General features: G+C 45.8%; 11 protein-coding genes. 9 read left to right on the forward strand and 2 right to left on the reverse strand.

Annotated features, from left to right (window positions below; translation table 11 throughout):
• Positions 1-44 precede the first annotated feature (44 nt).
• The 5 genes from pqqB to NEJAP_RS00335 are packed head-to-tail and all read left to right on the forward strand — an operon-like array spanning position 45 to position 5,046.
• On the forward strand, positions 45-977 hold the full coding sequence (pqqB, locus tag NEJAP_RS00315; RefSeq protein ID WP_201348760.1) for a pyrroloquinoline quinone biosynthesis protein PqqB: 933 nt from the start codon (positions 45-47) through the stop codon (positions 975-977).
• A gap of 8 nt (positions 978-985) precedes the next feature.
• The gene (pqqC, locus tag NEJAP_RS00320; protein ID WP_201348761.1) at positions 986-1,759 is read left to right on the forward strand and encodes a pyrroloquinoline-quinone synthase PqqC; all 774 of its coding nucleotides are present in this window, start codon (positions 986-988) and stop codon (positions 1,757-1,759) included.
• A complete protein-coding gene (gene pqqD / locus NEJAP_RS00325; RefSeq protein ID WP_329610924.1) occupies positions 1,756-2,031 on the forward strand; it encodes a pyrroloquinoline quinone biosynthesis peptide chaperone PqqD in 276 nt (91 codons plus the stop codon). Before pqqC ends, pqqD begins: the two co-directional genes overlap by 4 nt.
• Entirely contained in the window at positions 2,028-3,185 is a 1,158-nt protein-coding gene (gene pqqE, locus NEJAP_RS00330; protein WP_201348762.1) for a pyrroloquinoline quinone biosynthesis protein PqqE, read from the forward strand. The genes pqqD and pqqE overlap by 4 nt, the downstream gene beginning before the upstream one ends.
• Positions 3,166-5,046: an alpha/beta hydrolase family protein gene (locus tag NEJAP_RS00335; RefSeq protein ID WP_201348763.1), complete on the forward strand. Its 1,881-nt coding sequence runs from the start codon at positions 3,166-3,168 to the stop codon at positions 5,044-5,046. The genes pqqE and NEJAP_RS00335 overlap by 20 nt, the downstream gene beginning before the upstream one ends.
• A gap of 16 nt (positions 5,047-5,062) precedes the next feature.
• Here NEJAP_RS00335 and NEJAP_RS00340 read toward each other — a convergent pair whose 3' ends face one another.
• Complete coding sequence (locus tag NEJAP_RS00340; RefSeq protein ID WP_201348764.1) at positions 5,063-6,322, reverse strand: peptidoglycan DD-metalloendopeptidase family protein; 1,260 nt, start codon at positions 6,320-6,322, stop codon at positions 5,063-5,065.
• 179 nt (positions 6,323-6,501) lie between these two features.
• On the opposite strand from NEJAP_RS00340, the gene NEJAP_RS00345 reads away from it, so the two are divergent.
• Both NEJAP_RS00345 and NEJAP_RS00350 read left to right on the forward strand, forming a co-directional pair.
• Entirely contained in the window at positions 6,502-7,119 is a 618-nt protein-coding gene (locus NEJAP_RS00345) for a gamma-glutamylcyclotransferase family protein (protein ID WP_201348765.1), read from the forward strand.
• A gap of 281 nt (positions 7,120-7,400) precedes the next feature.
• Positions 7,401-8,348: a DUF808 domain-containing protein gene (locus NEJAP_RS00350; protein ID WP_201348766.1), complete on the forward strand. Its 948-nt coding sequence runs from the start codon at positions 7,401-7,403 to the stop codon at positions 8,346-8,348.
• A gap of 53 nt (positions 8,349-8,401) precedes the next feature.
• Here the strand turns inward: NEJAP_RS00350 and NEJAP_RS00355 are convergent, their stop codons facing one another.
• Positions 8,402-9,526, reverse strand: coding sequence for a porin (locus NEJAP_RS00355; protein WP_201348767.1), 1,125 nt, complete (start codon positions 9,524-9,526; stop codon positions 8,402-8,404).
• Positions 9,527-9,867: 341 nt separating this feature from the next.
• Between NEJAP_RS00355 and ercA the strand changes: the two genes are divergently transcribed.
• Together ercA and NEJAP_RS00365 are read left to right on the forward strand one after the other, a co-directional pair.
• Complete coding sequence (gene ercA, locus NEJAP_RS00360; protein WP_201348768.1) at positions 9,868-11,031, forward strand: alcohol dehydrogenase-like regulatory protein ErcA; 1,164 nt, start codon at positions 9,868-9,870, stop codon at positions 11,029-11,031.
• A complete protein-coding gene (locus NEJAP_RS00365) occupies positions 11,015-12,751 on the forward strand; it encodes a NahK/ErcS family hybrid sensor histidine kinase/response regulator (RefSeq protein ID WP_201348769.1) in 1,737 nt (578 codons plus the stop codon). Before ercA ends, NEJAP_RS00365 begins: the two co-directional genes overlap by 17 nt.
• Positions 12,752-12,770: the final 19 nt, after the last annotated feature.

Below are 12,770 nucleotides of genomic sequence, written 5' to 3' on the forward strand. Positions count from 1 at the left end.
TTTATAATAATAACGATTAAACGCTTCTGAGCCATGAGTCTTTTATGAAAATACAGGTGTTAGGTTCTGCCGCCGGTGGCGGTTTCCCGCAATGGAACTGTAATTGTCGTAACTGTAAGGGATTTCGTGATGGCACCTTAAATGCCAAAGCACGCACACAATCTTCTATTGCGGTGAGTATTGATGGTGTTGAGTGGATTTTGTTCAATACCTCGCCCGATATTCGCGAACAATTAGCCGCGTTTGCTCCCATGCAACCCGCCAGAACTATCCGCGATACGGGTATTGCCGCTATTGTCTATATGGACAGTCAGATAGACCACACCACGGGCTTGTTGATGCTACGTGAAGGTTGTCCGCATCAGGTGTGGTGTACCGATATGGTGTATCAGGATCTGACATCAGGCTTTCCGGTGTTCTCTATGTTGAAACACTGGAATGGTGGCATTGAGCGCCACACTATTCCTGTTAGTAGCGATAGCAATGTAGAGGGTAGTAGTTTTGTGGTGCCTCAAGTTCCGCAGCTAAAGCTAACGGCTATTCCTTTGCGTAGCAGTGCACCACCATATTCGCCACACCGAAATGATCCTCACCCTGGGGATAACATTGGTATTCTCATAGAAGATACACGCAGCGGAAAAACCCTGTTCTATGCACCGGGTTTAGGAAAAATAGAACCTCATTTGAACCCTCTTATGTCTAATGCTGACTGTTTACTTATGGACGGCACCTTGTGGCGTGAAGACGAGATGATAACAGCCGGTGTTGGCGATAAGTTAGGTGTCACCATGGGGCATTTACCGCAATCCGGAAAGGGTGGCATGATTGAGTATCTAGATACGCTTACTAAGCCGCGCAAGATACTTATCCACATCAATAATACTAACCCGATTCTGGATGAAGACTCTGCCGAGCGCAAAGAAGTGATAGCGCACGGTATTGAGATCTCATATGACGGGATGAGTATAGAATTGTAGGTGTTCCTATGAGCCATCAAGCAGATAAAATAGAAACATTGCCTATGACACGTAAAGAGTTTGAAATTGCTTTACGTGCTAAGGGGAATTTTTATCATACGCAGCATCCATACCAAATAGCGATGTATGAAGGGCGTTGTACGCCAGAACAAATTAAGGGCTGGGTAGCGAACCGTTTCTATTACCAAATCAGTATTCCGGTAAAAGATGCAGCGATTATGGCCAATTGCCCAGACCGTGATGCACGCCGCCAATGGGTGCAACGGATTTTGGATCATGATGGTTATGAAGGTGCTGAGGGCGGTATTGAAGCATGGTTGCGTTTAGGTGAGTCTGTCGGTTTAACGCGTGAAGAGATACTTTCTGAAGAGCACGTATTACCCGGTGTTCGCTTTGCCGTTGATGCATACATTAACTTTGCTCGCCGGGCTAATTGGAAAGAAGCTGCTAGCTCCTCATTAACGGAGCTATTTGCTCCCACGATTCACCAAAACCGCTTAGATACTTGGCCGACACACTATCCGTGGATAAAAGCGGAGGGTTATCAGTACTTTCGTAACCGTTTAACGGAAGCTCGCCGTGATGTTGAGCATGGATTAACCATTACATTGGATCACTACACAACGCGTGAACAACAAGATCGGATGCTAGAGATACTGCAGTTCAAACTTGACATTCTCTGGAGCATGTTAGATTCGATGACCATGGCCTACGAATTAAACCGGCCACCGTACCATACCGTCACGGATCAACGCGTTTACCATCGAGGGCTGTCTGTATGATGAGTATGGAGATGATCCCCGCATTGGAAAGTATGTTTCGTTTTCAGTGGGAAGAAGCCCAGCAGTGCTATGTGTTGCTCTATCCAGAGGGGATGGTGAAGCTAAATGGCCCGGCTGGTGAGATTTTGTCATTAGTCGATGGGAAGCGTAACTTAGTCGATATCATTGATCTGCTTGTTAATAAATATCCGCAGGCTGAAGATCTTGATAAAGATGTAGTGGCGTTTATTGATGACGCCCTAGAGCAAAATTGGATTAGAGGTGTGGTATGAGTGGAAGTTGCCAGGGGAAACCCTCTTCATTGCCTGAAACCCCTACTCATGGACAGCCATTATGGTTGTTAGCTGAGCTAACCTATAAATGCCCCTTACAGTGCCCGTATTGCTCTAATCCGAAAGACTTCGCCGACTTTTCTGAAGAATTAACGACACAAGAGTGGATAAAAGTATTTGAGGAAGGCCGTAAGCTGGGTGCAGTGCAGCTAGGCTTCTCTGGTGGCGAGCCTTTGGTGCGTCAAGACCTGAGCAGGCTAATTCATGAAGCACGCAAGCTAGGTTATTATACTAACTTGATCACCTCGGGTGTTGGTCTGAACGAGCGCAAAGTCGCGGAGTTTCGTGATGCGGGGCTCGATCATATCCAAGTAAGCTTCCAAGCCAGTGACGAAAGCGTTAACAATATGTTGGCAGGCTCACAAAAGGCTTTTCAACAGAAATTGAAAATGGCCCGCGAGGTAAAAGCGCAGGGTTATCCGATGGTGCTTAATTTTGTGACACATCGGCATAACATCGACCAAATTGACCGTATTATCGAGCTTTGTGTTGAGTTAGAGGCGGATTATGTTGAGTTAGCGACGTGCCAGTATTACGGCTGGGCGTATGAAAATCGCCAGCAATTGATGCCCACACGGGCTCAACTAGAACGCGCTGAGCGTATTACTAACGAATATCGCGCTAAGCTGGCCGCTGCGGGTAATCCAATTAAGCTAATTTTTGTTACTCCAGACTATTACGAAGAGCGCCCTAAGGGCTGTATGAATGGTTGGGGACAAGTGTTTTTGACAGTGACACCAGATGGGCAAGCCTTGCCGTGTCATAGCGCAAGAATGCTGCCTATCGAGTTTCCTAATGTACGTGAACACTCGCTTGATCATATCTGGAATGAATCATTTGGTTTTAATCACTTTCGTGGTTATGAGTGGATGAAAGAGCCGTGTCGCTCGTGTGATGAGAAAGAGAAAGACTTCGGCGGTTGTCGTTGTCAGGCGTATATGATGACAGGTGATGCGCATAATACTGACCCTGTGTGCAGTAAATCCCCGAATCACGACATCATCCTAAACGCCAGAGCTGAGGCCGAACAGCCCGCCGCTGAGCCGTTCTTATACCGTAATGAGCGTAATTCACGTGTCTTCTGTAAAGGCTAAAGCGCCATTAACACCACTGACTGCTAAGCAGGCCGTTGTCGGCCTTAAAGATTATGGGCAGCTAGCTTATGATGACGAAGGCGTTTTATTTTGGGTTGAGTACCGTCCAGAAGAGGCGGGACGAAATTGCCTCATTCGTTATGCAAATGGACACCAGCAGAACTTAACACCCCCTGAGTTTGATGTACGTAGTGCTGTGCATGAATACGGTGGTTTAAGTTGGTGTTTAATTGATTCACAGAGCTGGGTCTTTGTGAATAAGCAGGATCAACAGCTATACCTGCAAACACTTCTCACTGAGTTGCCTAAACAGATAACATTCCAGATGGAATCTCGATTTGGTGAGCCTCATTATGATGCGCAGCATCACCGTGTTATCATGCTTGAGGAACTACATTCCGATAAGAATGTGTTAAATCGAGTGGTGTCTTTGTGCTTGTCTAGTGGTAGGTTCACGGTATTGCACCAAGGCCACGATTTTTATAGCTCTATAGCACTTTCACAGGATGGCCGGCAGTGCCTATTTATTAGCTGGGATCACCCCCATCAGCCATGGGTAGCGACGCAGCTACATCACTGCTCATTTGATTCAACAGGCAATGTTATTGATGCTTGCGTCTTATCTGGGAACCGTGCTGTTGAGGAGTCTATTTTACAGCCGTCGTTTGATGAAGAAGGCAATATTTGGGCGATCACTGATCAGTCAGGGTGGTGGAACCTGAGTTGTTACGATCGTAAAGAGCAAGCACTCAAACCCTACTGGACAGTAGAAGCAGATTGCACCACCGCGCCTTGGCAGTTTGGTGGTTATCATTATGTGATTACGCAGCGCCAAGTCACACTGGTGCGTCTTCAGCAAGCTTCTGCGGCATTATTACAGTTGCACAAAGGTGAAGTGATTCGCCAGCTAGGCAGCGAGTACAGCCAGTTTAGAGCAGTCGTTGGCTCTGAGCATAAAATATATGCCGTTGCGAATTCTCCCTCGAGCTTGCCAGTGGTGATCGAAATTGATCAGTTAAGTGGTGAGGCGCTAGAGCTCACTGGCTCTGATGATAATGTTACTGTCGCTGAGCTTTCCTTACCACGGCATGTTAGTTTTCCCGTAAAAAACGCTGAAGCATTCGGTTTGTTTTATCTGCCAGTTGATGATTATCTTGCGCAGCAAGCGGATGATTTTTCACCGCCCTTAGTGTTATTTTTTCATGGAGGGCCTACGGCGTGCGCCTATCCTGTGCTTAACCCGCGTATTCAGTATTGGACACAGCGAGGTTATGCGGTAATGGATCTGAATTACCGTGGTAGCAGCGGTTATGGCCGTGCTTATCGGTTATTACTTCATAAGCAGTGGGGTATTAGTGATGTGGAAGATGCAGAGGCTGCCGTCGATTTTTTATCACAAAGAGGCTTAATCAACGTAAAGAAGGTATTTGTTCGCGGTAGCAGTGCGGGTGGTTTTACAGCGCTAGCGTCTTTAGCTTTTTCAAATCGCTTTACCGCAGGGGCCAGCTTGTATGGCGTTACAGATCCTTTAGCCCTTGCTAAGGCTACGCATAAGTTTGAATCGCATTATTTGGATTGGTTGATTGGTTCGCCTCTTACAGAGCAAGAGGTTTATCAGATTCGTTCTCCTTTAGCGCATGCTAAGCAGATTCAGGTGCCGGTTATTTTCTTTCAAGGGGAGCGAGATGCGGTGGTTGTACCAGAGCAGACAAGGGCTATGGTGCAGGCATTACAAGATCAATCGATACCCGTTGAAGCCTATTACTATGCACAAGAGGGGCATGGCTTTAGGTCGAGTGAGAACTTGGCTGACGCACTGGAAAAAGAGTATGATTTCTACCAGCGCATTGTTGACGCATGATTTGGGCTCTTCTGCTTTACCCCATTTTCTTTTTGTGAGCCGCTACCATCTTCTTAAAAGCAGTACGGTCTCTGCCTTCAATCTCGGTCATGATAGGAATATCTGAGCTCATAGCATTTACAGCACGGTTATTTTTATGTAGTTCGTAATGTAGATGGGCCCCTGTCGAGCGTCCTGAGTTACCTGATAAGGCAATTTTTTGGCCACGAGACACGCGCTGGCCTTTACGAACATAAGCCTTCTTTAGATGTAAATAGCGTGTTTTGTACTTCTGGCCATGCTTTATTTTGATGTAAAGGCCTGCATACGTGTGTTTCTTTACTTCAGTGACAATGCCATCTCCGGTTGATAATACCGGTGTACCAATCGGAGTGGCAAAATCGGTACCATTGTGTGGCCTAATTAAGCGAGTAATGGGATGGCGGCGTCTAGGGTTAAAGCCAGAAGTAATACGGAACTTTTTAACCAAAGGATAGCGTGAAAAAGCACGCTCTAGGCCCACACCCTTTTTATCGTAATAGCTGTCTTTATAGAGGTAAGCAGTGACTTCTTGTTTGCGATTAATGATACGGATGGCTTCAACACGTGTTTCGCCTGTCTCTTGGCCTTCCACCGCTTGCTTGGAGCGGATAATCTGAAACGTATCCCCCAGACGGAAACCTTTATTAAAATTGATTTTCTCTTTCAATAAAGAGGATATTTCCATTATGTCGCCAGCTTTAAGGCCTGCGCGCGATGCTGAGTTATAAAAACTGCCCTTAACATCACCAGCCAGTACTTCTTGCTTCCAGGTGCCTGGAATAATCAACTCTTGGTACTCAAATCCACCAGCAGCGACCTGTTGATAAACAACCCGGTGTGCCAAGCTGAACTCAATCTCTAATTTGTCTAGCTTGTGAGTTTCTGGGTTTAACCAGAAGTGTAATGTATTACCTGGCTTTAACGTGTCCAGTGCAAGAATGGCAAGGTCTGTTTCCAGAATGGCATACATGGTTGATTGCGGGATACGTAGCAGCTCAAAAATCGAGCTAAGAGAGTCTCCTTTGGAGATACTGTAGGCGTAATTTGCGGGATCTTTAGTGTCTGTTTTGTATTCAAAGTTGTTAAGGTCAACTTCTGAAGAAACAAGTTTTGGTAGTGTCAGAGTTTTACTGGAATCGCTTCCACCCAAAAACAGTATTAGAAATACTAATAGAGCAAGAAGCACAGATAGAAATTTGTGGAGCGAAGGTAAACGGGACCAAAAAAGATCCGCATTCATCATAACTTGGCGCATATAAGCGTAAAACCATACAAAAGATGAGATATATGGCCGTTAAAGTAGCTGATTAGGCCTTATATGCCAAGTCTGAAGGCCTATTTACGGGTGCAAAGAGTGGATTAATGGGCTTTTCATCGGGGAAGGCATCCCGCAGAATGTATTTAGTTTAAATATTATTAGAGAAGCACACGTCAATGAATACGCTAAATAAGCACTATATTTTTGGCTATGGCAGTTTAATCAATAGCCTTAGCCGAGCAGTAACAGGAGAGTCTGGTGCTGTATTACCTGTAAAAGTGATGGGATACGAAAGATCTTGGTCAGTGATGTCACCTGACTTTGGCATGAGTTCTGTTGCTGTGGTGCAGCGTGAAGGTGCTTTTTGTAATGGCGTGTTAGTCGAGGTGCCTGAGAGCGAAATTCCTCATTTTGATTTACGTGAGCAGGGTTACGAGCGTTCGAGAATCGAACCTCATCAAATAGAGGCTTATCAAGAGATTGTTTTGCCTGAAGGGATCTTGTGGATCTACCACGCCTGTGAAATCACTCCCCCTACCCAAGACTGCCCGATCGCTTTGAGTTATGCCGACGTAATTTTAGCGGGTTGTATTGAGCATGGTCACGAGTTTGCTTTGGAATTCATATCTCTAACAAAAGGCTGGGAGTTTCCGGCACTTAATGATCGCATCACTCCTCGCTACCCACGTGTGCAGCCGCAGCTCTGCACGCGCACAATTAACACGCTAGTGGCTGAGGCGATTAATTTAACGGATGAAGAGCTATCTGTGGCTTATAAAAAAGCTGAGAAGTAATTAAAGGCTCCCTTCTCGAATTAATACTAAAGCAGCAACTCGACAGTAGTAGCCTATTTGAGCTTTTGCAGAAGAGCGTTAAATCACAAGAAACCGCATAATGTACCTGTTGTTTCTTCAACTCATCCCTGTTTTTTTGTTGGTGTTCTACTGTTACCAACAGGTCTTTTTGCCCGCATTTAATGCGGGTTTTTTTATGCCTGAAGGCTTATAGAGTCAGACATTATTCATCGTAATCCGCTATGATTTAGCTCTTTGTGTTTCTTTAAGTAGGATGAAAGATGGCCGGTTCTAGCCTGTTAACCTTAATTGATGATATTGCGACGCTGCTTGATGATGTGGCGTTAATGACCAAGATCGCGGCTAAAAAAACAGCCGGGGTCTTAGGTGATGACCTTGCTCTTAATGCCGAGCAGGTCTCGGGTGTCAAAGCCGACCGTGAGTTACCCGTTGTTTGGGCTGTTGCCAAAGGCTCGTTACTTAATAAAGTTATATTGGTGCCCGGTGCTTTAGCGATTAGCTATTTTCTACCGTGGCTCATTATTCCTATGCTTATGCTAGGAGGGTTGTTTCTTTGTTACGAGGGCTTTGAGAAGGTCGCTCACAAGTATCTTCACAGTGCGGATGAAGATAAAGCGCACCATGCTGAGCTTGAAGCTGCAATCGATGACGCCAGTGTTGATATGGTGGCGTTTGAAGAAAAGAAAATCAAAGGTGCCATTCGTACCGATTTTATATTATCCGCAGAAATTATTGTGATCACTCTGGGAACGGTTGCAGGAGCGCCATTGGTGACTCAGTTGGCCGTGCTCATCGCAATAGCATTGGCGGTAACGGTTGGTGTTTATGGGATTGTTGCTGGCATCGTGAAATTAGACGATTTAGGTTTTTATCTGAACGCTAAAAAAGGCATGAGTGCTTGGGTTAGTTTTCAGAAAAAACTGGGGCACTGGATTATTATTGCAGCGCCTTACCTGATGAAAGGGTTAGCAACGGTAGGTACGATCGCTATGTTTCTTGTTGGTGGCGGTATTATTTCGCATGGAGTCCCTGTACTACATCACTTGATTGAAGGCGCTGAAACTAAAGCTGAAATGCTACCGGCAGTCGGTTCTATTTTAGGTGCTTTAACGCCGACGTTATTGAATTTTGGTATTGGTATAGTTGCCGGTGCTTTAACTGTTGGGGTTGTGAGCTTGGGACAGAAAATATTTAGTAAGGATAAGTAGTGTAAAAACCACAGAGTGAAGTGAAGGGGGGCCGCACTCTGTGGTAGGTATTTTTACCAGGTCAATACGGCACCCAATGCAACAGTGTCCGTTTCACGAGCGTCACTTTCGGTACGGTCGTATTCTGCGACTAGTTTGAGGTTGTTATTCACCGTATGGAACCAAGCAACGGCTGTATTTTGCGCATCTAGATCATTAGTGGCTGCCGTTGTGCCACCTGAGTTTTCTCCATAAGATGCTACTAGGCGCTCATTACCCATTGTATAAGAAGCCTGCACTAAATAGCCGTCTACATCAGCACTGTCAGAGGTGACTAAATTGGCTAAACCCGCAGTACCAACACCGTTAGCACTAAAGCCAGAAGCAGTTATAGAGATATCCGATACCTTAATATTGACACCATAAGCCACGCCGCTAGAGTCAACATCAGCTGAACCAGAGTCGGAGCTTTGTGCCATACCACTGACCCATGCTTTAAGGGGTACGTTCTCACTTAACTGTGTAGCAAAAGTTAGTTCTGCTTCTACTCGAGGTGCGCTTTCTTCTGAGCCTGCACTTGATTTACTTGGGTCCATTAAACCTATGGCCAGCTGGAAACCATTAGATGTAGGGGTACGGTAAGTAATCTGTGCATTAGGGAAAGGATATAAGTAACCTGTACCAATGTTACCAAATGATACGCCTTGTCCATCAACGAGACCATCAGTGCCTACTTGTCCGTAACCGAGTAATAGCTCATCACCCAGAATGTTGCTGCGGCCAAATAACGAGAAGTCTTTACCGATGAGTATTTGTCCCCACTCGCCGTCTACGGTGCCGTAAAATTGACGAACATCGATACCGGTAGAGGTAAGGTTGGTATTTGCATCATTCACAGAGACCCAAAAAGAAGAGCGGGCCCCCAGTTTAAGATCGTCTACCTGTTTTCCAAAGTTGAAACCAATATAGTTAGGTAAGAAACCCATTTTCACACGCGACTGGCTACGGTCTAGTGTGTTGTCGACATCATCAATTTGGCTATTCACGTAAAAAGTGTTGATGAGCCCATCGGTACTAAAAGTAGTTTCATCTTTATCATAAAGGTTAAGGCCTGCTGATGCTTGGCTGCAGAGGCCAACGGCCACCGCGCAGGTTAATAGCTTTAGATGTGACTTAAGGTGTGGCTTTTTATTTTTCATATTGTCCCCGAAAGTGTGTGTTTAGCTTAGCGCTGTGACGCACATATCATCAGGTTTAGCAGGCAATTGGCGAATGCCTCTTTGGCACTGGATGGCTCGGCTCTTAGCCGTGTTGTGCTCATGTCTTAAAGCTTATAACTCTTTGTAATATAGTGGCTTAGTGCCAAGGTCTTGGGTCTAGGTGTAATACTGTGAGGGGGCTTTTAGTGGTAGTTTATTGGGCAGGTGCAGCATAGCCTTAGATACCGGCTTGATTGTAAAAACTGTGTAAACTTCATATCCTCTCTAATACGTCAGGTTCATTGTGGCGTCTAAGATAATAAGAAAGTTGAGTACGGGTCATGAGCACTGATATTTCTAACTTACGTAAATTTGTATCACCGGAAATTATCTTCGGTGCAGGCGCACGCCACACGGTTGCAAATTATGTGCGAACCTTTGGAGCACGTAAGGTACTGATTGTTTCTGATCCTGGTGTGATGACAGCGGGATGGGTTGATGATGTTATCACCAGCTTGGAAGATCAACAGATCCCCTATGCTGTGTTTACAGGTGTCTCGCCAAATCCGCGTTGTGAAGAAGTGATGAACGGTGCCCAGTTTTATGAGCAGCAAGGCTGCGATGTTATTGTTGGTATTGGTGGTGGCAGTCCTATGGATTGTGCTAAGGGTATCGGTATTGTGAGCGCGCATGGCCGTCATATTTTAGAGTTTGAGGGTGTCGATACCATCGATGTGGCTATCCCTCCGCTTATCTTTATTCCCACCACCGCGGGCACCTCGGCAGATGTCTCCCAGTTTGCGATTATTTCTGATCAAAATGAGAAGGTGAAATTCTCGATTGTCAGCAAAGCAGTCGTGCCAGATGTATCGCTTATTGACCCTGAAACTACTTCGACAATGGATGGATTTTTGAGTGCCTGTACGGGTATTGATGCACTCGTTCATGCCATTGAGGCCTTTGTTTCTACGGGTGCAGGTCCATTAACGGATATGCATGCGCTGGATGCTATTCGCCTGATCAATATGAACATTGTTCCTTTAGTGGAAGACCCAAGTGATATGCATCTGCGTGAGCAGATTATGCTGGGTTCAATGAAAGCCGGTTTAGCCTTCTCTAATGCTATTTTGGGAGCCGTACATGCTATGTCTCATAGTTTGGGTGGTTTTTTAGATCTACCACATGGTTTATGCAATGCCATGCTGTTAGAGCATGTGATTGATTTTAACTACTCAGAAGCGACAGATCGCTTTAAAGTTGTTGCCCAAACGATGGGTATTGATACGCGTGGCTTAACTACTTCGCAGATAAAGCAACGCTTAATGCAGCATGTAATCTTACTCAAAGCCGATGTCGGGCTGACGCAAAAATTAGCCGCTCAAGGGGTGAGTCTCACGGATATACCCACCCTGTCGTCTAAGGCGATGCAGGACCCTTGTATCGTGACAAACCCGCGTAAATCAAACCAGAGAGATGTTGAAGCGGTCTATGAAGAAGCGCTCTGATGACAATAACCCCTCTTTTGAAGACCTGATTGGTCTTGGTGATCACTCTGCTCGTAAGAACTACTACCCTGAGCTTGCGCAGAAACTAGAGGAACTAGAAACTGAACGTAATCGTTACAAGTGGCTGTTTGAAAATGCTTTACACGGTATTTTTCAGGCAGATCTTAGCGGGCATTTTCGGGCGGCTAACCCAGCTATGGCAACCTTGTGTGGTTATCGCTCAGAAAGCCAATTGGTTCACCGTATTAGAGCGATTGATCAGCAGCTATTTGTTGAGCCACAGGACTACCAAATATTGCTGGAACGGTTGCGTCGCGACGGCAAAGTTTATCGTTTTGAAACGCGGTTACTTAAATCGAATGGTGAAGCGTTGCCGGTGTCGATGAATGTTTTGTTAAAACAGGAAGAGGGCGACATCACTATTGAGGCATTTGTACAGGATATTAGTGAACGTGTGCGTGACCAGGCACGTTTAAAAAACCTCAATGAAGAGCTTGAGCAACGTGTAGAAGATCGTACGAATGCATTGGCTGCGGTGAACTCGAAGCTCTGGGAAGAGATTCGCGAGCGAGAAGTCGCGCAGCAACAGCTGATTGTCGCTAAAGACCAAGCCGAAGCGGCCAATCACAGTAAAGATAAATATTTAGCGGCGGCAAGCCATGATTTATTACAGCCAATGAATGCCGCACGCTTGCTGGTTGCCGCGTTACGTGAGCGAGACATGGCAGCAAAAGATGGCCATTTGGTTGAACGTGTTCATGTTGCTCTAGAAGGTGCAGAGAGCTTGCTAACTGACCTACTTGATATCTCAAAGCTGGATCAAAATGCGGTGCAGTCTGACCCCTCTGCATTTTACTTGTCACAGCTAATGAGTACGCTTGAGAGTGAGTTTAAACCCGTCGCCGAGAGTGCGGGCTTGCGTTTGAAAATACGAACTACGACGTGCGTTGTTAACTCTGACGCACGTTTATTGATGCGAGTGCTTCGCAATTTTGCGAGCAATGCGTTGCGCTACACCAATAGTGGTGGCGTCTTGGTGGGTTGCCGAAAGCGGGGTGAGCATCTTGATATTCAGGTATGGGATAGTGGGGAAGGCATCCCAGACGGGTGCCTCGTGGATATCTTTCAAGAGTTCAACCAGTTGGCCCAACATCGTAATGGAATGCGCACAGGAGTCGGGCTTGGTTTAGCCATTGTTGAGCGTACCGCCCGGGTGCTTGAACATCCTATTTATGTTGAATCAAAAACCAATAAGGGGTCTGTATTTTCTATAAGAGTACCTTTGGCGGCAGCTAGTAATAGACCACCGTTGCCGATTTCTCATGTGCAGAGCAATAGCCATTTTAGCGATGAAGTAGTCTTGGTCGTCGATAATGATCGTGATATTTTGCTAAGCATGGGCACTTTACTAAAGCAGTGGGGGCTTAGGCCATATACCGTCACTGATGCTGCTAACGCTATTAAATTGTGCCAGCAATACAAGGTAGTCCCGCGCGTGCTATTGCTGGATTATCATCTAGATAATGATGAAACCGGTATCGATGTGTTGGAACAATTAGAGCAACACTTTGATGAAAGAATACCCGCAGCAATGCTAACAGCCGAGCGAGCAGATCAAAGTTTGAAGTTGTTTCGTGAACTTGGGTTACAAGTGTTAAATAAACCGGTTAAACCCGGAAAGTTGCGTGCGTTCATAACGCATGCGTTATCAGCACCTTGATAATTTCTGCAAGTGCGAA

The sequence above is a fragment of the Neptunomonas japonica JAMM 1380 genome, assembly GCF_016592555.1.
Classification (GTDB): domain Bacteria; phylum Pseudomonadota; class Gammaproteobacteria; order Pseudomonadales; family Balneatricaceae; genus Neptunomonas; species Neptunomonas japonica_A.